The 26,125-nt window shown below is 38.8% G+C and carries 26 protein-coding genes and 1 tRNA gene; 11 read left to right on the plus strand and 16 right to left on the minus strand.

Annotated features, from left to right (window positions below):
* Position 1: 1 nt before the first annotated feature.
* The 3 genes from HWV58_RS20340 to HWV58_RS20350 all read left to right on the plus strand — a co-directional run bounded on the left by HWV58_RS20340 (position 2) and on the right by HWV58_RS20350 (position 3,164).
* Positions 2–463 (plus strand): DsrE family protein, encoded by a 462-nt coding sequence (locus HWV58_RS20340; protein WP_175635848.1) that lies wholly within the window; start codon positions 2–4, stop codon positions 461–463.
* Between the two features lie 373 nt (positions 464–836).
* On the plus strand, positions 837–1,952 hold the full coding sequence (locus HWV58_RS20345) for a helix-turn-helix domain-containing protein (RefSeq protein ID WP_175635849.1): 1,116 nt from the start codon (positions 837–839) through the stop codon (positions 1,950–1,952).
* 153 nt (positions 1,953–2,105) lie between these two features.
* Positions 2,106–3,164 carry a serine hydrolase domain-containing protein gene (locus tag HWV58_RS20350; protein ID WP_175635850.1) on the plus strand — a complete coding sequence of 353 codons (1,059 nt, stop codon included), beginning with the start codon at positions 2,106–2,108 and terminating at the stop codon, positions 3,162–3,164.
* A 1,175-nt stretch (positions 3,165–4,339) separates the two neighbouring features.
* Here the strand turns inward: HWV58_RS20350 and HWV58_RS20355 are convergent.
* From HWV58_RS20355 to HWV58_RS20385, 7 genes are all read right to left on the minus strand, one after another.
* Positions 4,340–4,639 carry a hypothetical protein gene (locus HWV58_RS20355; protein ID WP_175635851.1) on the minus strand — a complete coding sequence of 100 codons (300 nt, stop codon included), beginning with the start codon at positions 4,637–4,639 and terminating at the stop codon, positions 4,340–4,342.
* A gap of 99 nt (positions 4,640–4,738) precedes the next feature.
* Positions 4,739–4,822 (minus strand) — tRNA-Leu (locus HWV58_RS20360).
* A gap of 120 nt (positions 4,823–4,942) precedes the next feature.
* Positions 4,943–5,707: an MBL fold metallo-hydrolase gene (locus tag HWV58_RS20365; RefSeq protein WP_175635852.1), complete on the minus strand. Its 765-nt coding sequence runs from the start codon at positions 5,705–5,707 to the stop codon at positions 4,943–4,945.
* Between the two features lie 49 nt (positions 5,708–5,756).
* Positions 5,757–6,668, minus strand: a complete 912-nt coding sequence (locus HWV58_RS20370) for an alkaline phosphatase family protein (RefSeq protein ID WP_175635853.1) — start codon at positions 6,666–6,668, stop codon at positions 5,757–5,759.
* Positions 6,669–6,788: 120 nt separating this feature from the next.
* Positions 6,789–7,061 carry a hypothetical protein gene (locus HWV58_RS20375; protein ID WP_175635854.1) on the minus strand — a complete coding sequence of 91 codons (273 nt, stop codon included), beginning with the start codon at positions 7,059–7,061 and terminating at the stop codon, positions 6,789–6,791.
* Between the two features lie 555 nt (positions 7,062–7,616).
* Entirely contained in the window at positions 7,617–8,267 is a 651-nt protein-coding gene (locus HWV58_RS20380; RefSeq protein ID WP_175635855.1) for a LolA family protein, read from the minus strand.
* A 59-nt stretch (positions 8,268–8,326) separates the two neighbouring features.
* Entirely contained in the window at positions 8,327–10,924 is a 2,598-nt protein-coding gene (locus HWV58_RS20385) for an FtsK/SpoIIIE family DNA translocase (protein ID WP_175635856.1), read from the minus strand.
* Positions 10,925–11,349: 425 nt separating this feature from the next.
* Between HWV58_RS20385 and HWV58_RS20390 the strand changes: the two genes are divergently transcribed.
* A complete protein-coding gene (locus HWV58_RS20390) occupies positions 11,350–12,006 on the plus strand; it encodes an ankyrin repeat domain-containing protein (protein WP_175635857.1) in 657 nt (218 codons plus the stop codon).
* Positions 12,007–12,123: 117 nt separating this feature from the next.
* Here the strand turns inward: HWV58_RS20390 and HWV58_RS20395 are convergent, their stop codons facing one another.
* The 6 genes from HWV58_RS20395 to pyrF all read right to left on the minus strand — a co-directional run bounded on the left by HWV58_RS20395 (position 12,124) and on the right by pyrF (position 15,538).
* Positions 12,124–12,342, minus strand: a complete 219-nt coding sequence (locus HWV58_RS20395) for a PspC family transcriptional regulator (protein ID WP_124559631.1) — start codon at positions 12,340–12,342, stop codon at positions 12,124–12,126.
* A gap of 132 nt (positions 12,343–12,474) precedes the next feature.
* On the minus strand, positions 12,475–12,690 hold the full coding sequence (locus HWV58_RS20400) for a hypothetical protein (protein ID WP_175635858.1): 216 nt from the start codon (positions 12,688–12,690) through the stop codon (positions 12,475–12,477).
* Positions 12,691–12,722: 32 nt separating this feature from the next.
* Positions 12,723–14,006: a DUF2851 family protein gene (locus HWV58_RS20405; protein ID WP_175635859.1), complete on the minus strand. Its 1,284-nt coding sequence runs from the start codon at positions 14,004–14,006 to the stop codon at positions 12,723–12,725.
* 36 nt (positions 14,007–14,042) lie between these two features.
* Positions 14,043–14,369 carry a hypothetical protein gene (locus HWV58_RS20410; RefSeq protein ID WP_175635860.1) on the minus strand — a complete coding sequence of 109 codons (327 nt, stop codon included), beginning with the start codon at positions 14,367–14,369 and terminating at the stop codon, positions 14,043–14,045.
* On the minus strand, positions 14,360–14,593 hold the full coding sequence (locus HWV58_RS20415) for a hypothetical protein (RefSeq protein WP_175635861.1): 234 nt from the start codon (positions 14,591–14,593) through the stop codon (positions 14,360–14,362). The genes HWV58_RS20410 and HWV58_RS20415 overlap by 10 nt, the downstream gene beginning before the upstream one ends.
* 114 nt (positions 14,594–14,707) lie before the next feature.
* On the minus strand, positions 14,708–15,538 hold the full coding sequence (gene pyrF / locus HWV58_RS20420; protein ID WP_175635862.1) for an orotidine-5'-phosphate decarboxylase: 831 nt from the start codon (positions 15,536–15,538) through the stop codon (positions 14,708–14,710).
* Positions 15,539–15,962: 424 nt separating this feature from the next.
* On the opposite strand from pyrF, the gene rho reads away from it, so the two are divergent.
* Positions 15,963–17,696: a transcription termination factor Rho gene (rho, locus tag HWV58_RS20425; protein ID WP_175635863.1), complete on the plus strand. Its 1,734-nt coding sequence runs from the start codon at positions 15,963–15,965 to the stop codon at positions 17,694–17,696.
* 76 nt (positions 17,697–17,772) lie between these two features.
* Positions 17,773–18,465 (plus strand): CDP-diacylglycerol--serine O-phosphatidyltransferase, encoded by a 693-nt coding sequence (gene pssA, locus HWV58_RS20430; RefSeq protein ID WP_175635864.1) that lies wholly within the window; start codon positions 17,773–17,775, stop codon positions 18,463–18,465.
* Here the strand turns inward: pssA and HWV58_RS20435 are convergent, their stop codons facing one another.
* Positions 18,466–18,840, minus strand: a complete 375-nt coding sequence (locus HWV58_RS20435; protein WP_175635865.1) for an Hpt domain-containing protein — start codon at positions 18,838–18,840, stop codon at positions 18,466–18,468. It lies immediately after the preceding gene.
* A 13-nt stretch (positions 18,841–18,853) separates the two neighbouring features.
* The gene (gene folK, locus HWV58_RS20440) at positions 18,854–19,360 is read right to left on the minus strand and encodes a 2-amino-4-hydroxy-6-hydroxymethyldihydropteridine diphosphokinase (RefSeq protein ID WP_175635866.1); all 507 of its coding nucleotides are present in this window, start codon (positions 19,358–19,360) and stop codon (positions 18,854–18,856) included.
* 40 nt (positions 19,361–19,400) lie between these two features.
* Here folK and sppA point away from each other — a divergent pair, with 40 nt between their 5' ends.
* Complete coding sequence (gene sppA, locus HWV58_RS20445; protein ID WP_175635867.1) at positions 19,401–21,167, plus strand: signal peptide peptidase SppA; 1,767 nt, start codon at positions 19,401–19,403, stop codon at positions 21,165–21,167.
* Positions 21,168–21,312: 145 nt separating this feature from the next.
* On the opposite strand, the gene HWV58_RS20450 is transcribed toward sppA, so the two are convergent.
* Positions 21,313–21,933 carry a hypothetical protein gene (locus HWV58_RS20450; protein WP_175635868.1) on the minus strand — a complete coding sequence of 207 codons (621 nt, stop codon included), beginning with the start codon at positions 21,931–21,933 and terminating at the stop codon, positions 21,313–21,315.
* Positions 21,934–22,033: 100 nt separating this feature from the next.
* On the opposite strand from HWV58_RS20450, the gene HWV58_RS20455 reads away from it, so the two are divergent.
* From HWV58_RS20455 to HWV58_RS20470, 4 genes are all read left to right on the plus strand, one after another.
* Positions 22,034–23,710: a helix-hairpin-helix domain-containing protein gene (locus HWV58_RS20455; protein WP_175635869.1), complete on the plus strand. Its 1,677-nt coding sequence runs from the start codon at positions 22,034–22,036 to the stop codon at positions 23,708–23,710.
* A gap of 166 nt (positions 23,711–23,876) precedes the next feature.
* Complete coding sequence (locus HWV58_RS20460) at positions 23,877–24,479, plus strand: DUF4254 domain-containing protein (protein ID WP_124559621.1); 603 nt, start codon at positions 23,877–23,879, stop codon at positions 24,477–24,479.
* A gap of 18 nt (positions 24,480–24,497) precedes the next feature.
* Entirely contained in the window at positions 24,498–25,529 is a 1,032-nt protein-coding gene (locus HWV58_RS20465) for a glycosyltransferase family 9 protein (RefSeq protein WP_175635870.1), read from the plus strand.
* A complete protein-coding gene (locus tag HWV58_RS20470) occupies positions 25,522–26,019 on the plus strand; it encodes a SixA phosphatase family protein (RefSeq protein ID WP_175635871.1) in 498 nt (165 codons plus the stop codon). Before HWV58_RS20465 ends, HWV58_RS20470 begins: the two co-directional genes overlap by 8 nt.
* Positions 26,020–26,125: the final 106 nt, after the last annotated feature.

A 26,125-nucleotide genomic window follows, 5' to 3' on the forward strand; every position in this document is an offset into this window, starting at 1 on the left:
CATGAAAAATTACCAATTACTCCCGATAGTGGTATTCAGCTTTTTAAGCTTAAATTTATCTGCCCAGCAAAAGCAAACCGACCCCAAAAGCTTCCACGGTGCAGTGGCCACAGCCAAACATTATAAAGCGGTTTATCAGCTCAACACTGATGATGACAAAAAAATAATAGGTACACTAAAGAATATTTCGAATGCACTAGAAGACCCACGTTTAAAAGGAAAACTGGAGCTCGAACTGGTTGTACATGGTGGTGGCGTAGCCGCATTTAAGAAAGGGTCGGCATACGAGCAGCAGCTGCTGGCGTTGCAAAAGGCAGGCGTAATACTGGCAGAGTGCGAAAACACGCTGAGGGAGCGAAACATTTCAAAAGACGAACTCTTTGATTTTATTTCTTTTGTTCCCAGTGGAAACGGAGAGCTCATCATCCGTCAGCAACAAGGCTGGGCCATTATACATCCTTAAACATAGCATTCCAAAGCGTTTGGTAAAAACCAAACGCTTTGGAAACTGTCCTGCTCGTTATCGTAACTAACACTCCCCCATTACAGGTGCCAGGCCGCAAGCAGGTAGGGTTATCCCATTATTTATATTACGCAATGAGCCGGCTTTGCACCAAATAACGTAAATGATCTTATCACACTGCTTAAACACAGCCCAAACAATTGCCAGCTTTTAGGCGTATAGCAAGGAATTCAGGTAGCATTTATTTTGCAAAAAATTTAGCTAAATTCGCCGCAAGGGCAAAAGGGATAATAATAGTAAAGCTTAACATGTTGCGCAACATTACCCGGAAGCTTAAAAATTCATAAAAAATGATGAACAAAGAAAATAATTAATGGATAACATCAATTTATTAATTATTGTAACCACCATTTCGTTGTTTGTTTCGGTATTGCTTACATTTTTTGTGCTTACGGTTAAAACCAAACACAAAATAAGCAATGTATTGTTTGCTGCTTTTTTATTATTAAATGCAGTAGATATTAGCCATCCTTTATTTACTGATGGCCCTTCAAATCTGGGAATATTCAGAACTACACTTGCCTTTTTACAGCTTCCTGTTTTTTATCTGTACGTTTTATCTGTTTGTTATGCAGATTTTAAGCTTAAACCCAAATATCTACTTCATCTAATCCCGTTTTTAGTAGTTAACACAACTTTACTACCTCGTTTTTATATGGTAGATACTGCTGCTAAAATCAACTTTATTGCCCACCGCCGAAATATGATCGAACTTCAGTTCAATCATGTGCTGCTCCTCTTTCAAATCGTAATCTATCTGGCAGCTATTTTTATGCTGCTAAAAAAAGCGAAAAAGCTCTATCTCGAAAATTATGCAGGTGCCAGTATTAATGCTTATCATTGGGTATTTCAGTTTACAAGCGTACTCAGCTTTTTATATTTAATTGCCATTTTAAAAAACGCGCTTAAGTTTTCCGATTATCCCTACATTTCTGAATGGATAAAGATTGGAATATCAGTATTTAACCTGTTTATGATTTGCTGGTATTTATTCAAAGCCTTAAATCATCCTGATTTATTTAGAAAAATCGATTCGAAATTAAAACTGGTATCGGATCTGGTTTTAGAACAGCAATTGCTGGCGCCCGAGGCTTTAAATGAAGATATTTTAAAGCTAAAGCAATACATGAGTGATGAAAAGCCCTTTCTCGATCCGGCTTTAACCATTCAGGATATTGCTAAAGAAATCAATGTTCCGGTTCGTGAATTATCAGTACTGATCAATCATCAGCTGGGACAACATTTTTATGATTTTGTAAATACTTACCGGATCGAAAATGCAATGGTAATTTTAAAAGATCCATCAAAAACAAAACTTACCGTTCTTGAAATCCTTTATGAAGTTGGTTTTAATTCAAAATCTTCTTTTAATACGGCTTTTAAAAAGCATACCGGATACACCCCAACCAACTACCGCAAAAACCTCTAAAACAACCGTTTGTAATTACTCGTACTTATTGATTAAACCATTCGTACCATTTTTTTAAAACAAAAGCGTTCGATTGCATTTACTCGGTCGCACAGTTTTAACCTGCTCCACATATTTGTAACGAAATAAATTTTTAACCTAAAATACGGTACAATGAAAACTTCATTTAAATTTTTCGCAGCATTATTATTCATCGGCAATTCAACTTTTGCACAAGATGTTGCTAAACAAGTCGATTCAATTATAAAAAGCAATTATGAACAAAATCCGGCCATTGGCATTAGTGTTGGATTGATTAACAATGGCAAAGTATCTTTTACAGCGTATGGTAAACTGAGCAAAGAAAGCGCTACTGATATTGATCGAAATTCGATCTTCGAAATTGCTTCTGTTACTAAAATATTAACTTCAAATATGATTGCCCAGGCAGCTATTGAAAATAAATTGAAGCTCAATGATTATATCGATAGCTACCTGCCTAAGCAGTATGTTTTACAGCAAAACCTGCAGCATAAAATCAAAATATCTGATCTGGCTTCGCATCAATCGGGTTTACCTGATATCGATTTCGGCAAATTAATAGCTTTAAACCCGCAACAGCCTGTAAACAGCATCACAGCCGATTCATTGAGTGCGATAATTAATAATTGCAGCGCGCTTATTGACTATGGTAAATACCGTTATTCGACCATAGGTTATACTTTACTGGGACAAATTTTAGAAGAAGTATACCATAAAAGCTATGACGAAATCATCAGGAAAAAAATATTAAAGCCCGCCAAAATGAACAATACCTTAACAAAGGATTTTGATGTAAAAAACATCACAACAGGTTACAACCCTGATGGGGGTGCTCAGGAATTTTTTAAATGGAATATTACTGCACCTGCTGGCTTAATAAAAGCTAACGCCACTGATATGATAAGCTACCTGAAAGCGGTTTTAACAGCAGGAAACACAATCTCGGCAGCTGCATTATTAACCGAAAAAATTTACTACAAAGACGAAAAAAGAGAAATGGGTTTAGGAACCAACATTATAACCGATGATAAAAACACCATTTACTTAAAAACAGGAGATTCTATGGGTCAATCGTCTATTATAGCTTACAACAGGGTTAAAAATTGGGGTTTAATTATCCTCATCAATAAAAGAGATTCGAAAATGAGACAAAACCTTTTGAATAAAATTGTAGAAACCGTGTTGAATTAATATTTCAACCTAAAAAACAAAACTGCCGCAAGTTTTGGCTACCTGGGTTTATGTAGTAGCCAGACTTGTGCCTTTTTTAAATCAATAGATTAATTCCGGCCAACAATTAGAATATTTATTCAAGCTCTCACTTACCCAAATCTCAAAAGCTTGCACCAACTGAGACCAGACTAATTTTTAAACATCCGCATTAGACGTGCGAAAAAACTATTATCTGTTTTTGTAACCGTATTTTTTATTTCTCTCGCTGAGGGTCCAACTGCAAGCACAGCATTTTCATTTTTAACCGTTGGAGTGGGGATTTCGGCAATAGTATCCACCTGTTTTCGCGCATAGTGGCCAGCTTTTTCGGTCTAAATGTTCAATGGAAAGGGTGCAAAAAGAGATAAACCTTGAAGGCCAGTATTTTGTAGTTATTCCCTTCTTGCATGATCCGTTCGTGGCGTACATTAATTATGTAAAGCCTCACCCAGTTCAGTTTAAGTTTCACAATGCGGACAAACAAACCTTTCCACATCAACATCTAAGGTTCGACTAAATAAAATCAATTCACCTGGTTGAAAAGGTTTCTATTATTGCGGGGAGCAGTGTGAACACCCGGAAAGCAATCCAAAGTTGAGAGGGAGCGAAAATGGAAGATAATCTTCAAATTCCTATACTGGTAAAACATTGCGGACTGGTTATTAGTAAGCCAAAACACACACTAACATAAGGAATACTGCACGAGAACAGGAGCCCTTCATATTTATATGAGTGGTTTATTCAAATCTACTCAACCGGATATATTTGAAATTGAATTCATTGTTATATTTCTCAATTTCCCGGAACAATAGTAAGTAACTGTATATATGATCCTTATAAAAATTGAATGTTCCCATATTCGCAATATTATTTAATTGTTTTACAGTGGTTTGAAAGGGATGCATTTTTACTTTCGCCAAGATCGCTATAAAAGCGGGGTCTAGATAAAAGTTAAAAATTAAAATTTCATCAATAATTTTATTTACCATTACAAACCCAGCATCATATACTAGCTTTCCTGTGATACCCGGATATAAGCCCCCATTACTAATAAAAAATGTGTTTGATGTCGAATTAATCTTAACTTTTCTAGATAGTAAATCAAAATTATCAAAAGTTAAAGTGCGAACCTCAAATGATAGCTTATCACCCTTTTAAGCTCTTTGAATAATTTCGAAAACTTCAAATCCACTTTCAACTAACTTTTGGGTATTTGAATAAACAAATGAATAAACACTCCGTTTCGCCAACCTTTCTTTGCTAACAACGACAACCAGGTAAAATATGTAGCTAGATAGATAAGCTAAAGCTAAATTATTCAGCAAGGAACCTATTTCAAATCTGTTATCAATCTTCTCTGGAATATCAGCCCAAACAAAGTTAATTAGAATTATAGCTACGACCGAGATCACACAAAATAATTCTAGTAGTTTTCTTTGAATTTTTCTGTACATGATTGTTAATGGATCGTTGTATAGTATGTAAAACGGTATGTAAGCAAATAGCAAACCCCTGTAACTATTTAATTTACAGGGGTTTTTCATCAAAAAGCGTACCCAGAAGCAGATTCGAACTGCCACGCCGTTGCCAGCGCCACCCCCTCAAGATGGTGCGTCTACCAATTTCGCCACCTGGGTTTATACTATTAAATCATTTCCGAATTTAAATATCTCGTCTACCATCCCGATAGCTATCGGGATCGCCACCTAGGTTTGTGCTGCAAATATAATTTAATTTTGGATTTTCGAAACAATGATTTACAATTCTATTTTTAGTCTATCATACGCCAAACGGATCGAATCGGGCAAGTCTTTTTCCACATCGGCATGTTTGCCCAGGTTATGGCTAATGTGCGTAAGGTAAGTGATCTCTGCGCCCACTTTCTCTGCAAAAGCCCTCGCCTCGGCCAATGTAAAGTGCGAAATATGTGCCTCGTTTTGCAAAGCGTTAATTACTAATGTTTTCGTGCCTTTAATTTTCGCAAAGCTTTCTTCCGAAACCGTTTTAGCATCGGTAATGTAGGTAAAGTCGCCTATGCGGTAACCGCTAATGGGCAGCAAATGGTGCATTACTTCAAAAGGCGTAACGGTGGTCTCTCCTATCTTAAAATCTTCGCCATTGGTTACTGTGTGCAGGTTAATCTGCGGCAGGCCATGGTATTTTTTTTCGGCAAAGATGTAATAAAACTCCCTTTTTAATGCGGTTTGCACCCTTTCGGTAGCATACACATCAATAATCTTGTGCAATAAATAATTGAAGGGCCTGATATCGTCTAAACCCGCAATGTGGTCTTTATGTTCGTGCGTAAATAAAACTGCATCGAGGTTTTCAACTTTTTCGCGTAAAAGCTGGTAACGAAAATCAGGGCCACTATCTACTACTATGGTTTTATCGGCCGTTTCTATTAAAATAGATGTTCTTAAACGGTTATCCCGTTTATCTGTAGAACGACAAACGTCGCATTTACAAGCGATTACGGGAACGCCTTGAGATGTACCTGTGCCTAAAAATGTGATCTTCAAATTGCAGTTATAAAAGTGAACGGGCTATTTTGCTGCAATTTAAAGCTTTTTATTTAAATATCACTTTTGGTGCAACACCTGTCCACGATTTTGGCAGTTTATCTTCTTTAACATTAAACAACCTGGCCACAACCAGCGCTGTATTTTTATTGCTGTTGTAAAAATCTGTTAAACCCAATTTCTTTATTTTAGGTCCTACTGCAGCCCATGGCACCTGCATTTCGCGCATGCTTGTACCGCCATGGCCTTTATTTATACCGCCATGATCGGTAATGAGTAAAAAATGAATGTTCTTAAACAAGTCTTTCTCCTGCAATGCCTTAATTAAATCACCTACCGCAACATCGGCCTTTTCAACCGCAGCAACATATTCAGGACCCATCCAGCCGAAACCATGGCCGGCATGATCGGTGTGCACACTGTACAGGAAAACCAGCGTAGGGTCTTTTCTGTTCGCATCCATAAAATTAATGGCCTTCTCATAGTTTTGCGTATAGGCATCTTTTTCTTCAAAAGCCGATTCGTCCAGATATTTTTTGTTCATCGAGTTAATCAGCTCCAGCCAGTTCCAGTAATAGGCTGTTTTAACATTGGGCACCTGCTCTTTCAATACCTTAAATATAGAAGGATAATAGCCTTCTGCATCTTTATCGATCGGTTCCAGTTCATGCTTGGCTACCGTCCAGCTGTTATTGGTTACGCCATGCTCTTCGGGCCCTGAGCCTGTTAAATGGCTGGTCCAGTTGGGTAAGGTTACCGATGGCATTACCGGCCTTGTAGTTACCGAAACCACCCCATCGGCAAAAAGCTTATCGATATTGGGATGTTTAATGGCCTTAAAACCTTCGGCGCTAAAGCCATCAAAACCAATAATAACTACACGCTGTGCTTGTTGCGCAGTAGCCCTGCCAACCGTAGCAATTAATAAAACGGCTAAAAATGTGTGTTTAAAGAGATTCATTTTTTCTTGTTCTGATGAATACCAAAACTAAGGATTAGAAATCAAATAAGTAAACAAAATTTATATATACTAAACAAATGAATAATATTTTTACATTCGAACTTATGTACAGGCTATTCGTTAAAACAATTCGGTTTGTTGCAACGAGAGGTAAAACTGGCGTTGCTTTTCGTCGAGCAGGTTTTCGTCGGCATTGGTTTGTTTTACCAGTGTAACCAGGGCAGCAATTTTACCTTCGAGGTTGGAGAACTTGTTTACCACAATTACTTTATTGTGTTCGAGCAGGCACGAACCAGTTTTAAAATTTCCCTTTTCGTAACGCACCTTATAGCCCATCACTAAAAGAAGGGTTTCCAGTTTTTCTAAAGTATGGTTGGTAAGTGGTAATGACATTGGAACAAAAGTAAACAATAAGAATATTTTGCAGCGAATAAATGGTTAATTGTTTTGACTAGTATTAAGGGTTAACTGTGCTAAATAAAAGATTAACTGTTTTAACTGGTTAATTGGTTAATTGTGGGAGTGTGTTAGATAAGAGAATAGTGAAGGTCCTTTGAGCCGTTACCATTGACATAAACTCATAGAATTATCGTCATTGCGAGGAGGAACGACAGCCTTTCCCGCTTAATCGGGAAAGCAATCTTACAACGACCGTTAGCTGAAACTGAAGTAATGCGCTTTCCCACCCATAGAAGATCCGTCATCTCGATCCGATAGCTATCGACTGAAGCGCAGCGAAATGGAGAGATCTATTTAGACAGATTTAGCTTCGCTGATCACTGCGTGGTTCTCGAGTTCGTTGCACTTCGCAATGACGACTCCGAAGGGACTGCCACTAAAATGATTTTTATGAAATAAATTAATCCTCTATGTTGACGGACATAAAAAAGGTTCAGCTGTTGCCAGCTGAACCTTCCAGGTTTCATCCCGCATTTGCGGAATTAACAATTATCTTAAGTCTACCACTTCAACACCAGGGTATTTTTTAGCGTCGAAAGCGAAAGTAGTTTCCGGTACATTTACATTTGGCGAAAAAGTTTTCACATTGTAAGTGTATTTGTTTCCGTTTTTATCGAACAATACCACATTGGCAATTTGTTTAGCCGCTTTATCGATGCTTAAACGCACTTTAAAAATTGCTTTTTTAGCATCTACAGGTGTTAAATCAATCATCTGGTAAGTTTTGGCACCTGCCTTTTCCTCACCTGTGTACACGTATTTAAATCCTTTTTCGTAAACGGTAAAAATTTTAGCCGGATTAATGGCATCGCCGCTGTTATCTACGTTGCTTACCTGTACTTCTTTATCTTTTTTAAGGTAAGTCCACTGGCTTTTGCCATCGCTAAACAACTCCTGGTTCGTCATAGCCACTTTATACTTATTAGAATTGGCTTTAACATATAAAGTACCTTGCTGTGTTTCTTTTACTTTAGCTTTTGGATTATCCAGTGTAAAAGTAAAATCTGTTTTAACTACATTGTACGACTTGTATTTCTTGCTTACTTCTGCTAAAATTGCTTTAGCTTTCGCATCAGTTTGAGCATAAGTTGATGTTGTAAAAGCAACTACAACCATTAATGCTGAAATTAATTTCTTCATCTTTTCTTTTTTAATTTTCTTTTGTAACGTTAGAGTAGATTTTTTGGTATTGGTTTAATCTAATCTTTGTCATCCATACTATTCAAGAATTGTTCCAAAGAATATTCGTCGGGATATAAAACTTCACGGGCCTTACTTCCTTCAAACGGGCCAACAATTCCGGCAGCTTCCAACTGGTCGATAATGCGGCCGGCACGGTTGTAACCTAACTTCAGTTTACGCTGAATTAATGAAGTTGAGCCCTGCTGGTGCATTACAATCAGCCTTGCTGCATCTTCGAAGAACTTATCGCGCTCATTTGGATCGAAATCTGCTTTGCTCCCCTCGCCTGCCTCATCAATATATTCCGGCAACTGGTAAGCATCTGAATAACCGCGCTGGTTACCTATATATTCTGAAATACGATCTACCTCAGGTGTATCAACGAAAGCACACTGTAGCCTGATTAAGTCGCTACCGGTAGATAAAAGCATATCCCCGCGACCAATCAGCTGATCGGCTCCACCACTATCCAGAATGGTACGCGAATCGATTTTTGACAAAACCCTAAAGGCTAACCTTGCCGGGAAGTTGGCTTTAATGGTACCGGTAATAATATTTACCGATGGACGCTGCGTAGCCAGCACCAGGTGAATACCAATGGCACGGGCCAGCTGTGCCAAACGTGCAATCGGCGCTTCTACCTCTTTACCAGCCGTCATCATTAAATCGGCAAACTCATCTACTACCAAAACAATAAATGGTAAGAAACGGTGACCATTATTCGGATTCAGCTTGCGTTTGATAAACTTATCGTTGTACTCTTTTAAATTTCTCACCTGTGCATCTTTCAACAAATCGTAACGCTGATCCATCTCAATACAAAGCGAATTTAAAGTGTTTACCACTTTTTTAGTATCGGTAATAATGGCATCGGCCTCGCCCGGTAGTTTAGCCAAAAAGTGTCTTTCAATACGATTAAATAGCGTTAACTCTACCTTTTTCGGATCGACCAATACAAATTTTAACTGTGCCGGGTGTTTTTTAAACAATAGCGAAACCAGGATGGAGTTAATACCTACCGATTTACCTTGCCCCGTTGCCCCTGCTACCAGCAAGTGCGGCATTTTGGCCAAATCGGCAATAAAAACTTCGTTGCTGATGGTTTTACCCAAAGCAATTGGTAAATCCATGGTATTTTGCACCCATTTCTCGGTATTTAAAATGCTGCGCATCGGCACCATTTCGGGGTGCTGGTTGGGTACTTCGATACCAATGGTACCTTTACCTGGCATTGGCGCAATAATACGAATCCCCAAAGCAGCAAGCGAAAGGGCGATATCATCTTCCAGGTTTTTGATTTTCGAAATCCTTACACCCGGCGCCGGAATAATTTCGTAAAGCGTAACCGTTGGACCAATTGTAGCCTTAATCTTATCGATTTCGATATTGTAATGGTTAAGGGTTTCTACAATTTTATTTTTATTGGCTTCCAGTTCCTCGGCATTTACCGAAATTTTGTTGGTGCCATAGTTTTCCAATAAATCAACCGTTGGGTATTTGTAGCCCGATAAATCGAGTTTTTCATCGTAATTACCAAACTGCTCTACCAGATCATCCGATTTAATTTCTTCTTCAGTTTTCTCGATGGTAAAAGCGGGTTCTTTTTCGTCGTTTACCGGTGGCTCTACTACCAATGGCAGGGCCGAAGCCGCAGTGGTTGCCAATGGTAAATTGGTAGCCAAAGGCGATAAAACTACAGGTGGGGTTGCTTCTTCTTCGGGTTCTTTTTCTTCGAAACGGCTAGGTTGTAAAGTTACATTTTGTGGCTTACGCTCATTGCCAACAGGCTTATCGCGCACCGGAAATTCGATTGGCTCTGAAGGCTCTTCATAAACATTTTCCCTGCCGGCATGCTGTGTTCTCACTTCGTTTACAAAATCGGGCACTTCCGTATCGAGATATACTTCTTTTTCTTTACGTTCAGGGAATTTAAAATCGATGTTATAGGCAATAATTAAAATGGTTAAACCGGCAAAGGCAATTAAACCGGCAACACCTGCTGCACCAATTTGGGCAGCTAGTAATTTGTTGGTCCAGAAACCAAATTCACCTTCGAGGTAATGCGGCGATTCTGACCAGAAACTATGTGCAAAACCTAAGGTGAGTGAAATAAATAACAAAAAGAAAAAGCTATAGCCTAATGTTTTTGAGATAGAAAGGATTTTTACTTTAAACAATAAGCGGTAGCCAATAATAAAAAAGGCAAGTACAAATAAGAATGAAGCAATACCAAACCACTCGTAAATAAACTGGTGCGATAATAAGGCACCAAATTTACCCAGCCAGTTTTGTACAACCGGGGTAGTTACGCCAGCATTTTTCAGTTCTTCGCTTGTTTTAAACAAATTTCCCCAGCCGCCATTCGCATCTATTACGTAACTCTGGTCATCTTGCCAGGTAAATAAATAAGAAGTAAAGGCAATTAAAAAATAAAGGGAAAGGATTACAAAGAACAAGCCCAGAATCTTTACTGCACGGCCATCCGACAGGTCGAAACGGGGCAGAAATTCCCTTTTTTCTTTTGGCTGGCGGTTTGATGCCCCTCTGCCCGATGCATTTTCAGCACCTTTATCTCTGAATGTATTGGTTTTAAACTGATTACCCCTTGCCGACATTTTCTATCCTAAATATATTTTTGATCAACAAATATAAAATAACTGATACGAGTTTTCTATTCCCCATTAAATTAAATAAAAATATTCATTGGGCTATTAAACCTTAAACAAAAAATACAGTCTATTATTTCAACAACACGCAAGTTGTTACGTTTTATCATAAATGAAACGGATTTTGTTTTAGGTTTTATCCCGTTTGACCTGGAGAGGTGAGACGGGATTTTTTATAACCAGATGAATCCCGACTTTATCGGAATTAGGATAACGCCCATATTCATAATAGCTGGCATTTTTTGGCCAATAGCCCTATTGCAGCATTTGCAGATTTTGATTTTTGCTAATCTGCCCTACACTATATATATTTAGGCATTAAAGTTTACAATTTCTTAATTTTTGTTAATTTAAGTCGATTTTCATACAATACTATGGGTATAGCGCAGCTAGAAGAACAAATTGAAGCCGGCAACTTAAATGCGGTAAAGGAAATTTTGGTACAAAATCCCCGATTGGCCGTTACCGATACATCGCACCACATTTCGCCATTATTATTGGCCTGTTATTATAAAAAGCAGGAGATTGCCGATTTAATTGCAGAGTTTGTTGATCAGCTTACCCTGTTCGAGGCCTGCGCCGTTGGTAAATTTGATGCCGCTACCCTATTGATTTTCCAAAAACCTGAGAGTGTTAACGAGTTCTCTGATGATGGTTTTACGCCGCTGGGCCTGGCCTGCTATTTCGGGCACGAAGATTTAGCGCGCTTTTTAGTATTGAAAGGTGCTGATGTAAATTTAGCTTCGAAAAACGGGTTCAACGTTTTCCCGATCCACTCGGCTGTTGCGGCAAACAATTTTAACATTACCAAAATGCTTTTAGAAGCGGGGGCCTACCCTAACGTTTGCCAGAAAGCTGGTTTGGCGCCTTTACACAGCGCAGCACAATTGGGTAATATTGAGTTGATTATTTTATTGCTGGAGCACGGCGCAGAAGTTTCGTTGCGTATGGAAGGCGGAAAATTACCTGCCGATTTAGCTGCAGAAAAAGGTTTTAACGAAATTGCTGAAATTTTGAGAGACGATGATTAGGTAGTTTTCAATTTTCAGTTATCAGTTACCTACAATTGAGAATTGTTAACTATAAATTGCAAACTACAAACTTCGTATTGGAAACTGAAAACTGTGAACTGTCAACTGTGAACTGAACTACTCCCAAACCCTAAGCCTCATGCGCTTCATATAGGTTCTAATATCCAAAACCACGGCAGCCAGAAAATAAAATAGTATAGGGAAACCTACAGCCAAAAAAGACGAGTAAATAAAAAACAGGCGGACTTTTGCGGTGCTCATGTGTAGCTTATTAGCCAGATAAGTAGAAACACCAAAACTCTGCTGCTCAAAATAGGTTATAATTCTTTGAAACATTTTAAGCTTATTTTAACACGCTTTAATTATTGTATCAACAGATAAAATAATAAATAACCAACGCTATAACATTGGTTTTCTTATTCTAATTTATAAATAATAATTGGTTAAACATGCAAAATCAGTTTCGAATTATTCCAAAATCAGCTTTTCGAAGTCCTGCTTATCTTCATGTTTGATGAAAAGAATCTGCTGTTCTTCCAGTCCTGAAAATTTCTTAACCAATTCGGCTTTAAATTTATGCAGGTCAACGTCTTTATCCAGAATAACCGTTAAGGCATCAGCATTGCCCCTAACTTCTATAATCTGATCGGGATAAAGTTCTTTTAATTCGTGCGGAAATTCCATAATTACAAAACGGTTAGGGTAAATCTTTTTGTTTAAGCTTGTTTTAAAATCTTAATACCAATACCACAAGTTAAACATTTTTTCTGGTCGCAATATTGTTTTTTCAATTGTAAAATACCTTGCGAGGCAAATGCGCTTTCAATTTGAACTCCGGCTGCTAAAAATTTCCAGGTTACGGCGTTTTCTTCGGCGGGCAAACTTTCCAATAATTTAATTGCCCTGCTTTGGTAAAATTGGGTATCGGTGTATTTACCATAGGCAAACAGAAACAAGGCTACGGTATTTAACAAAATATTATCTACAGATGTTTTGCCAATTTGTGTTTTTACCCCATCGGTTTCCTTTTTAAAATGGTAATGCGTTTTCCAGTAATCGTTTACCGGCAATGCATCAAATAAAGTATGTAACTCAGCTACCTTTTTAATTTCGATAATTTTAGAAAAAAGGTGGTTGGATTTTATAATTAAGGCTGCAAATTGTGCCAGCCTGATAGTTGGAAAATTCTGTGGCCGCATCCGCATAAACTTCCAGATGGATACCTCGAGCGGTTTGATATTGTATTTCTTTTGCAGAAACTCAAACTCGGCCCTTAATTTCTGCGGATAGGTTTCGGTAAACTGGTCTTTCAAAAATCCGGCAGCACCAAAAACCAAAGCCTCAATTTGCAAGGGATTATCTTTGTGTTTGGCATAAATATGCTGTGGAACGGCCTTGGCCAGTAACTCAAAGGGCAAAGCATTTACCTTAAAGCCAAAATTACGGGCCATAAAGCGATAAAATGTTTCGTCCCAATCACCTTTCAATTCGCTTAAAGTTTCATTAACAGCCTGCGTTTTTTCTTCAAAGCGCGCCACCAGGGTTCGGGATAAAAATGAATCGACAATTAACCGGTCTACATGCCCAATCTGCGTCACACAGGGAAAATCGGTGAGCGTTAAAAAAAGGTTTTCGTATTTACGGATTAAACTGGCTGCAATCCGTTTCTTAAGTTCCAGTACCGGCAATAGCGTACCATCTATACGTTTAATCTCTGTATCATGCTCATAAACTACATGGAGAATTACATTTTCATAGCTGCGATCGAACTGGTGGTTGTGTTTTAACCAATCGGAAGATTTGAGGTGGATTTCGACACTTCCTGCCCAGAGGGTATCGCCAATCTTAATTTTGGTATGGCTAAAATCCGGACCTGCATTTCTGTTGAGCAACCCAGGATGGATAATTTCGAGTTTTTCGCCATCGCAGGTTTGCAGTTCGTTATAATCAAACGACCTGAACTGCCATACGTAATGAAGAAAATCCTCTGGAAAATTCATTATGGAAGGTAATGAATTTATTTTGCTATAACTAACTTATAAGTTTAAATTTTGGGCTTCTTTAGCATAGTTATTAAAAACGTATGTAACCAGATAACGGTTCTCGCTTTTTTCGAATACAAAGTACCACGTTGTTTTCTTACTTATATTAATGTGAATAATCCAGGTTCCATAATGAACAAAGGCTTGTGGAACGCTGTAATGTTGTTTCTTCCCGATTTGGTTCTCAACAATATCAATCAATCGGGTAACATAATCTACCGCACTATCGTGAATACTGAAATAGTTTTCATAAAAAAGCGTATCTACCAGTTCATTAAGGTAAAGTAAAACCGAAGGATGGAAGCGTACAACTATTTCCAAGGCAACGTATCAATGTGTTTAATGGCTGCCTTTTTAAATTCGGAAGCAGATAAACTTTCATCCCACTTCTCCTCAAAAGAGGTGTTTTTTTTAGGCGTTTTTACATAAGCAACATCTTCTTCATTAACTATTGGAAGCTGGCTCTGATTTAAAACCCTGATCAGCTCTTTTTTTTCAGCAGCAGATAAGTTTTTTATGTGCTCAAGCAATAATTTAAAATCCATATTGGCAAAACGGTTACTCATAGGTTAAGTATAAGCTATTAAATATAAGAACTTTAACTACAATTGAAAACTTTAACATCAACTATCGCTAAAGTTTTCAATTGTATATATCCTTTATACTAATCCAGCCTTAACCAATATCTGCTCCATTTCTTTTTGCAGTTTCAAGGCTTCTTCTCTGGCTCTTTCGGCAAAGTCTTCGCCTTGGCTGGCATATATAATTCCTCTCGATGAGTTAATCAGCAAACCACACTGTGCATTTAAGCCATATTTACATACTTCATTTAAATCGCCACCCTGCGCACCAACACCGGGTACCAAAAGAAAATGGTTAGGTGCCAGTTTACGTACATCGCCAAATGCTGCACCGCGGGTTGCCCCTACAACATACATCATTTGCTCGTCGGTAGCCCACTGTTGTGATGTTTTAAGTACTTTTTCGAAAAGTCTGTCTTCACCAATTTCCTGCAATTGAAAATCGGCATGACCGGTGTTCGAAGTTAAGGCCAAAAGAATAACCCATTTATTTTCGAATTTTAAAAAAGGAGTTACCGAATCGCTTCCCATATAAGGTGCAACTGTAACCGAATCGAAACTCATTTCAGACGATGCTGCATTAAAAAATGTTTCAGCGTACATGGCCGAGGTATTTCCAATATCGCCTCGTTTGGCATCCGCAATAGAGAAAGTATCTTTAGGGATATATTTCCAGGTTTCGATCAAGGTTTCCCATCCTTTTTTACCGTAACACTCGTAAAAGGCAGTATTGGGTTTGTAGGCCACACATAAATCCTGGGTTGCATCTATAATCTGCTTATTGAATTCTAAAATCGGATTTTCATATTTTAACAGGTGTTTAGGGATCTTATCCAGGGCTGAATCTAATCCTACACACAAAAATGAACGTTTTTTTTGAATTTGCTCGAAAAGTTGTTGCTTGGTCATATATGGGCTTATTTGCTGCAAATATGAAGATTTTTAAGTTTTCCGGACAACAAAATTATACCTGCATGAATTATTTTTTTAAACATTTTAAACTTTTGCTTGCAGATTACGTTTCAAATACATACAATTGCAACATAATTTCTCAACCGTTTATCTGAATATCCCAGAAAAATTTATCAAGATTTATTTTTTGTTACCATTTTTTAGAAGCAAATTTTGCTTTTTATTCAGCTTATAAACAATATAAAACAATTTGAGTATTTTCTAAAATAAGCTCAATTCGGTTTTATAGCCATAAGAATTTATATACAATGAAACAGTTTGGCTTACCTTAACAGAAATATTTTTAGGCCTGCATAGATTTTATAACGGCGTATGTGCGTTATAAGCAAATGAAAAATTTCTTGAAACATATATATTTAGAATGTTCAGCAAAACAGAATTAAATGATAAGCTCACAACAGAATTGCGTGAGCTGGCAAAAACCTATGGCATTGAAGGTGCCGACTCCCTTAGAAAAATAGACCTTGTTGAAGTACTTTTACACCAACAAGAAATTATAAACGCCGCTAAATCAGCTGGAGGCGACCCTTATAGTGAAAGCGAACCGGTAGCGGCAAGCCCTGCACCAAAAGCTAAAGCTGCCAAAGCAGAAAAAGCACCAAAAATTGCTGCCGCGGCCGCCGAAGCAGCAGCAGTTACCCCCGAAAAACCGGTAAAAAAGAGAGCAAGGTTGCCTAAAGAGGAAGCTGCAGTAGCTCCGGTAAGCAGAAAAAGAGAATCTGTAACCCTTTTTGATGAGCCTCAGCACCAACCAGAACGTCAGCCTGACCGTATTTTTGAAGCAGAAGAAAGTGTTAAACCAATTTCAGCTTTAATTGAAGAAAGTGCAGAAGTACTTCCGGTTGCTCCAAAGGCAAAGCACGAGCCAAAAGAGAAACAAGAAAAGCAAGAGAAACAACAACGTGATGAAAACCGCCCTCAAAAACAACCAGGAGGAGGTAGCCACCACAAAAACGAAAACAGTTACTCTAATCTGGATTTCGATAACGTAATTACAAACGAAGGTGTATTGGAAATTATGCCCGATGGTTACGGTTTCCTGCGCTCGGCAGATTACAACTATCTTACCTCTCCTGATGATATTTATGTATCACAATCGCAAATTAAACTTTTTGGCTTAAAAACCGGCGATACTGTAAAAGGTAGCATCCGCCCGCCAAAAGAAGGCGAAAAATATTTCCCGTTGGTGCGCGTAGAAACCATTAATGGCAGAATCCCTGCCGATGTGCGTGACCGTGTTCCTTTTGATTACTTAACGCCACTTTTCCCAACCGAAAGATTAAATCTGTTTACGGATACGAATAACTACTCGACCCGTATTATGGATTTATTTACCCCGATTGGTAAAGGTCAGCGTGGTTTAATTGTAGCACAGCCTAAAACGGGTAAAACCAATTTATTGAAAGAGGTTGCGAATGCAATTGCCAAAAACCACCCTGAAGTTTATTTAATTATCCTTTTAATTGATGAACGTCCGGAAGAGGTAACTGATATGGCGCGAAGTGTAAGAGCAGAAGTAATTGCTTCTACATTTGATGAGCCGGCAGAACGCCACGTTAAAATTGCCAATATTGTATTGGAAAAATCGAAACGTTTGGTAGAAAGTGGTCATGATGTGGTAATTCTGTTAGATTCGATTACACGTTTGGCAAGGGCTTATAATACTACTGCTCCGGCATCAGGTAAAATTTTATCGGGTGGTGTTGATGCGAATGCTTTACACAAACCAAAACGTTTCTTCGGTGCTGCACGTAACATCGAAAACGGAGGTTCTTTAACCATTTTGGCTACAGCTTTAACAGATACAGGTTCTAAAATGGACGAGGTGATCTTCGAAGAATTTAAAGGAACTGGTAATATGGAACTTCAGTTGGATCGTAAATTATCTAACAAACGTATTTTTCCTGCAATTGATATTACTGCATCGAGCACACGTCGCGACGATTTATTACACGACAGGGATACCCTGCAACGTGTTTGGATTTTACGCAACCACCTTGCCGATATGAACAGCCAGGAAGCCATGGAATTTGTTCAATCTCAAATAAAAGGTACAAAAAGCAACGAAGAATTCTTAATTTCGATGAACAGCTAAAAAAGGTAAAATGTAAGATGGTAAATGGATAAGGTAACTTTCCATATACCATCTACCATATTACATCTTCCATCCTATGAAAAGGCATATCCCTAATGCGATTACCTGTGCTAACCTTTTTTCGGGCTGCATTGGAATCGTTTTTGCATTTAAAGGCGATTTACAAACCGCAGCTTACTTCGTTGTTTTCTCGGGGATTTTCGACTTTTTTGATGGCATGGTGGCCCGCTTGTTAAACGTTAAATCGGCAATTGGCAAAGACCTCGATTCGTTAGCCGATATGGTTAGTTTTGGCTTTTTACCTGGTGTAATTATGTTTCAGTTGTTAAAATTAAGCGATTACCCTTCTGAATACCTGCCCTATCTGGGTTTCATAATTACCATTTTTTCAGCATTGCGACTGGCTAAGTTTAACAACGATGCCCGCCAAACTGAAGATTTTATTGGTTTAAACACCCCAATGAATACCTTGTTTATCTGCTCGTTACCTTATATTTCTGCTGATTATCCGCAGGTAATTTATTCGAGCATATTGCTGATTGCCATTACAGCCATAACCAGTTTGCTATTGGTAAGTGAAATCAGGATATTTTCTTTAAAATTCAGCGACCTGAGCTGGGCTAAAAACAAAATCAAATTTATCTTTTTAATATTATCAACAGTATTAATTGCTTTCTTAAAATTTGCAGCAATTCCTTTTGTACTGGTACTCTATATTGTTTTATCGCTATTCTACTTTAAAGATAAACCTACTTTAGCTAATAAATAATCAGCTGTTCCGCATTTTTGCAATCAGTCTTATTTTTTCGGCTTCTATCAGTTTATTGATATCGGCACTTTCTTCTTTTAGCGCTCCGATAATGCCTGCTATGTTTTCTAAAGCTGTTTTATTTTTAGCGTTTTGCTCTAACTTCAAAACAAGCTTTTTAACATCGTTACAGCCAACATAACCAAATATTGGCTTAATTTTGTGTGCACAGCTAACCAGCTTATCCCAGTTTTGATTAGTTAAGGCATTGTCCAGTTCAGTCATGTATCTAGGCATTTGCCTTAAAAAAGTATCAAAAATCTCAATTAATGATTCGGGTTCATCACCCACCATTTCAATCAGGTACGAAAAATCTAAACTGCGTTTTTGCTCCATTATAAATAAGTTGTCACAACCTTTTAACTGTTAGGGGATCGTTAATGTGCTTACTGATACTTAACATAGTTTGTCCGAGTATAGGGTGCACTACTTCCGGCGCAATTTCGGCAAGGGGTTCCATCACAAACCTGCGGTTTTGCATGTGTGGGTGAGGCACCTGAAGCTTATCTGGAATATCGATAATTTCATCGCCGAAAAGAATCAGATCGATATCAATCAGGCGTTCGCCCCATTTATCTTTTCTAACACGCCCCAAATCCTGTTCTATAGCCAATGCCTGCGTTAAAACCTCCAGAGCCGTTAAACTGGTTCGTAATGCCACGGCCTGATTTAAAAAAGCAGGCTGATCTGTTTTGCCCCAGGCAGCAGTTTCGTACAGGCCAGAAACCGATACCACCTCTCCTACCTTTTCGTTCAAAAGTGCCACTGCAAGTTGTAAATTTGCCTCTCTGTTACCCAAATTTCCGCCCAGTAACAAATAAGCCGTGCTGCACTCTAAAGCCTTATTAAGCATCATGTATTTTTATATCTTTACAGCACAAAACTAAAACATTTAAATGAGAGAATTCTTTAAGTATTTATTTGCCTCTATGTTGGGCTTTTTCTTATCGATGGTAATTATATTTATTATCTGCTTCGTAATTGTTGTGGGTGTAATTTCATCAATCGATAACGATAAAACAGTTATTGTATCCAACAATTCGGTACTGTTCTTAAATTTAGATCAGACCATTACCGAACGTACCCCTAAAAATCCTTTCGGCAATTTGCCTATTGTTGGCGGCGAAGAAAAAGATGGCATTGGTTTAAACGATTTCCTAAAATCGGTACAAAGGGCCAAAACCGACGATAACATTAAATGTATTTACCTGAATGTAAGCAGTCCGAATGCCGGTTATGCCACCCTTCGTGAGGTAAGAAATGCACTGATCGATTTCAAAAAATCGCATAAAAAGATTATTGCATATAGCGAAGTATATACACAGGGTGCCTATTATCTGGCTTCGGTGGCCGATAAGGTATATTTAAACCCAGAAGGTGCTTTAGAATTTAAAGGCTTTAGCTCAGAACTTACTTTCTTTAAGGGAACTTTAGAAAAAGTTGGGGTAGAAATGCAGGTAATCCGAGTTGGAAACTATAAAAGTGCAGTAGAGCCGTTTATTTTGGATAAAATGAGCGATTACAACCGCAAACAGGTTACTGCTTATGTAGGCGGCCTGTACAATACTTTTTTAACCGACATTGCCCAAAGCAGAAACATTCCGAAAGATAGCCTTTACAGCATTGCCGATAATTATAAGGTACAACAACCTCAGGATGCAGTTAATTTTAAAATGGTCGATGCCTTAAAATACAAAGATCAGATTTTAGAGGAGTTAAAGGGCTTATCGGGACGTACCCGCGGCGAAAACATCCGTACGGTTACCATTAATGATTATGCTAAAAACAATACCGATACAGACACAGGCAAAGATAAAGTAGCTGTAATTTATGCCAATGGTGAAATTAACGGTGGCGAGGGCTCTGACAACCAGATTGGTTCTGAACGCATTTCGAGAGCCATTAGAAAAGCACGTTTAGATGATGACATTAAAGCCGTTGTAATACGTGTAAACTCGCCGGGAGGCAGCGCCCTGGCTTCTGATGTAATCTGGAGAGAAATTGTACTGACCAAAAAAGAAAAACCGGTTATTGCATCCTTTGGCGATGTTGCCGCATCGGGTGGTTACTATATTGGTTGTGCTGCCGATAGCATTTTTGTACAACCCAATACCATTACAGGTTCTATTGGTGTGTTTGGTATCATTCCGAATTTCCAGAACTTAATGACCAACAAACTGGGGATTACTTTTGATGGCGTTAAAACTGGTAAATATGCCGACATTATGGCTACAAACCGACCAATGACTGCAGGAGAACGCTTTATTATCCAAAATGAGCTGAACCGGATTTACAGTGGTTTTGTGAGTCGGGTTGCCGATGGCCGTAAGAAAAGCAAGGCTTATATCGATAGCATTGGCGGTGGCCATGTTTGGATCGGTACAGATGCCGTTCAAATTGGTTTGGCTGATAGAATTGGTAGCTTTAACGATGCCATTAAAGCTGCAGCAAAAAAAGCTAAGCTTAAAGATTATAAGGTTGTAGAGTACCCTGAGGTTATTGATCCATGGAAATCGTTAATGGATGAAGGAACCGACAAAGTTAAAACTTACTATACCAAACAAGAACTTGGTGAAAACTACTTCCTTTATCAGCAGATGAAAAAGGTAATCGCAAGTTCGGGTATCCAGGCCAGGATGCCATTTGAAGCGGTGATAAAATAATAATTTAAAGATGGGGAATGTAAAATGGACTAAGGTTTAAAAAGGTTAATAGTTGATGGCTCATGCTAAAATGGCTATCAACTATAATCTAACAAACCATCACACTTCCATCCCCCATCTTCCCTCTTCCATCCTACATCTTCCATCATTCTACGCTTTTCCATTCGGGATGCAACGTAAGATAAGTTGCATTAACAGCAACATTTTCCGGATGAACAGTTAAGGCTATACTTCTGTCTTTTAAAAACTCGAAACTAATTCCGCTTTTTTTCGAATCGTAAACCAATACGGTATCTTTTTGTGTGTCCACGTAGCGACTAACTTGCTTTAAATCAGGGAATTTTGATTGCAATGCAGTTAGGGTGGTACCCAGCGAAAAACCATCAGCAGTTTTAAATTTATCAGAAGTAACCCTGATTTGTTTCACATCTTTTACGCGCATGCTGGTATCTCGATAGGATGAGTAGACGGCAATTTCATTTCTTTGCCCACCGGTCGAATCGTTTCCGTACCAAATTCCCCAAGCTTTCCCCATGGCCGCGTCGCCGGCATCGGCCTTACCCAGTTTTTGGCTAACCTGTTCCATATCTGCTCCTATTGCAATTTCGCCAACCGAATGGCCAGCCACAACCAGGAACCGCTGATCGGTAGTTTGCCCCGCCACCGTAGAAACATTGGTGAGCGAATCGTTATGAACTGCCTGTTTACGCTTGGCCGATTGGCAGCCTACTACGCTTATACTTAAGCCCAAAAGGGCAATTTTCATCAATTTCATCCCTATTAAACAATACCCGGGCTAAATTGTGTTTATAAAATTAGCGTAGCTTGATCGTAATTTGAGGCATTATTTTCTAATTTTACAGCTTATGGAAAATAAAACCATCGCCCGTACTTTACGCCTTTTATCGCAGTTAATGGAACTGCATGAAGAGAATCCTTTCAAGATCAAATCTATAGCAAATGCTTACTTCAAGGTAGATAAACTACCCTTTGCCTTAAAAGATAAGCCCATTGCAGAAATTGATAAAATTGACGGGATTGGTAAAGGACTGGCTTCCAAAATAATCGAATTGCTCGAAACCGGCGAACTGCGGGAGTTGAATGAAATTGTGCAGCAAACGCCGGAGGGCGTGGTAGAAATGCTGGGCATTAAAGGCATTGGCCCGAAAAAGATCCTCATCATTTGGCGCGACCTCGGCATCGAAACCATTGGTGAATTGTATTATGCCTGCAACGAAAACCGCTTAATTGAAGCCAAAGGTTTTGGCTTAAAAACCCAGGAAGAAATTAAAAATGCCATTGAGTTTAAACTGGCAGCCAACGGACGGTTTTTATATGCCCAGGTGGAGGGATTTGCCCAAACCCTGCTTACACAACTATCAGAATGGTTGGCAAGAACAGATAAAGACTCGCTTTTAGGCTTTGCCGGTCAATACCGTCGCGCCTGCGAAATTATCGATGAACTTGAAATTGTAATCGGCGCAGATGATCTGGAGGCAGTTAAACTTAACCTGCCAGCTTTTGAGCAACTTACCCTAATCGAAACTAAAAATGCTTTCGTTTGCACTACTGAAGCAGGTTTCAGGATAAAAATCCATGTAGTGGAAAAATCAGTTTTCTATTTACAATGGTTTAAATTAACCGGTAATGCCGAACATGTAGAAAAGGTTTTAAAATTAGCTGGCGAAGGGCCATTTGCTAACGAAGAAGAAATTTACAGCAAAGCTGGCTTATCGTTTATTGTACCCGAACTGCGTGAAGATTTCGACGAAATTGAGCTGGCTAAAACCAATCAGCTTCCAACATTAATTCAGTACGAAGATTTAAAAGGCAGCTTGCACAACCACTCTACCTGGAGCGATGGCGTACATACGCTGGAGCAAATGGCGGTTTATTGTAAAGATAACCTAAACCTGCAGTATCTGGGTATTTGTGATCACTCTAAAACTGCCGTTTATGCAAAGGGCTTAAACGAACAGCGTGTTTTTGCACAACACCAGGAAATTGATGAACTGAATAAAAAACTGGCACCTTTTAAAATTTTTAAAGGTATTGAGAGCGATATCCTGAGCGATGGTTCTTTAGATTACCCGGATGAAATTTTAAAAACTTTCGATTTTGTTGTAGCCTCAATACACAGCAATTTACGCATGGACGAAGCCAAGGCAACCGCCCGCTTGTTAAAAGCAATCGAAAACCCTTATACAACTATTTTAGGTCACCCAACAGGCCGGTTACTACTGAGCAGGGCCGGATATCCGATTGATTATAAAAAAATTATCGATGCCTGTGCGGCCAACAAAGTGGTTATCGAAATCAATGCTAACCCTTTACGTTTAGATTTAGACTGGCGTTGGCACCGTTATGCGCTCGAAAAAGGCGTTATACTATCGGTAAATCCAGATGCACACCGCACCGAAGGTTTCCATGATATGCATTATGGTATTCTGGTTGCACGCAAAGGCGGTTTAAGCGCCGATAAATGTTTAAATGCATTTTCTTTGGAGGAGATAACGGCGTATTTTGAAACTAAGAATGGTTAATGGTTAATGGTTAATGGTTAATGAAAAAACAGGGCCTGCTTAATGTTGTTTCAACTTCAAGAAATAAATCGGTGTAATCCTTTAATCTGTTTAATCAACCCGTCAGGAAAAATCTATGTAATCAACCCGTAAGGAACCATAAGGAATCTTTTAATATCTTTGCCCCATGATAAGTGAAATTGCCAACCGCATATTTAATGAAGTAATTACAGACTACCACAAGTTTGACAACATTGACCAACCGGTTGAAAACCCATACGATGCCGAAAGTTTAGAGCATCTTTTTTACGTAAAAAACTGGATCGATACCGCACAATGGCACATGGAAGATGTAGTGCGCAATCCAAACATTGATCCTGTAGAAGGTTTAAGCTGGAAAAGACGCATTGATGCACAAAACCAGGTGCGTACTGATATGGTAGAGTTTATAGATGGTTATTTCCTGAATCTTTATCAGGGTGTTTCGGCTCTGCCTGATGCAAAAATCAATACCGAAAGTCCGGCATGGGCTATTGACAGGCTTTCTATTCTGGCACTAAAAATTTATCACATGCAGGAAGAAGCTGAACGTGAAAGCGCTTCGGCCGAGCACCGTGCACAATGCCAAACCAAGCTTAATGTATTGTTATCGCAACGCGAAGATCTATCAACCAGTATAGATGAATTATTGGCTGATATTGAGGCTGGTAAAAAATACATGAAAGTGTATAAACAAATGAAAATGTACAACGACCCAAGTTTAAATCCGGTGTTGTATAATAAGGCCTAAAGACCGAAGCAGAAAGCCATGGCCGCAACCCATAAAATAATCGTTTTACGTTTTTCGGCCATGGGCGATGTAGCCATGGTGGCCTCGGTGTTACACGAATTTGCAGTACAAAATCCGGACACTGAGCTGATCATGGTGAGCAGGCCGGCGTTCAGGCCATTTTTTGCAGGTATTCCTAATCTCATTTTTCATGCGATTGAACCCAAAACCGTCCATAAAGGAATTGGCGGTCTTTACAAGCTTTTTCAGGAACTTCGCCGTTATAAACCTGCTGCAATAGCCGATTTACACAATAATTTAAGAAGCAGAACCATTTCCACCTTCTTTCGTTTAGCCGGCACTACAATTAAGCGCATTGACAAAGGAAGAGACGAGAAAAAAGCATTAACCCGCTCTACAAACAAAATTTTTAAGCCATTAAGAAAAACAGTAGAGCGCTATGCCGATGTTTTTCGGGAGTTGGGTTTTGAACTTAAACTCAGTCACCAGATTAACAGATCAGCACAAGATTTACCTGAAAAAGCAAAAGAATTATTTGCCGATCCCGGTACAAAAAAAATCGGCATCTCCCCTTTTGCACAGCATATTTATAAAGTTTACGATTTGGCTAAAATGGAAAAAGTAGTGGCTTCCCTGAGCAATCTGGGTTATCAGCTTTTTATTTTTGGCGGTGGTAAAACCGAGCAGGCAATTGCCGGAGAATGGGCAAGAAAACATGCCAATACCCATAATTTAATCGGCAATTACAACCTTACCGAAGAACTGGCCATTATTTCGAACCTCGATTTAATGGTAAGCATGGATTCGTCTGGTATGCACATGGCTTCATTGGTTGGTGTGCCCGTTGTTTCCATTTGGGGTCCAACGCATCCTTATGCTGGCTTCCTTGGCTATGGGCAATCGGAAAGCGATTGTATTCAGATCGATCACCCGGCCAGACCAAATTCCATTTACGGAAACAAACCCTGCCTTTGCGGTGTTGAAAACTGTATAGATTTAATCGAACCTGAAACAATTGTAAATAAAATTAAGGAGAAACTCAATGGCTAAGCAATTACTATTGGTCCGTCATGGAAAATCGGATTGGGGAAATTTAGACTTAAAAGATTTCGACCGGCCTTTAAACAAACGTGGAAAAGAAAACGCGCCAGAAATGGCCGAACGCCTGGTAAACAAAGGTTTTAAACCCGATTTATTGGTGAGCAGTCCTGCAAAAAGGGCGAAATCTACTGCCAAATACTTTGCCGAAGCTTATGGTTTTGACCAAATCCAATTCCAAGCAGCTATTTATGAGGCCAATACAACCGCATTGCTTAAGGTAGTTAATACTTTGGATGATGCAGCCGATAAAGTGCTGATGTTTGGACATAATCCGGGCTTTACCGATTTTGCCAACGAACTCTGCAATGCCGACATCTATAATATTCCAACTGCCGGTATGGTATTAATTACTTTTCCATTTGATTCGTGGGAACTCGTAAGCCGCGGAACCGGGAAGTTAATCTTTTTCGATTATCCTAAAAATACTGATGAAATTTAGGCAATAATTAGCCACGGATTCACAGATTAACACAGAAATTATTTTGTTTTTTAACTGTCGACTTCAGTCGACAGAATTGAGCATATTAAAATAATTTTACTACCTT

Source organism: Pedobacter ghigonis (assembly GCF_903166585.1).
Lineage (GTDB): Bacteria > Bacteroidota > Bacteroidia > Sphingobacteriales > Sphingobacteriaceae > Pedobacter > Pedobacter ghigonis.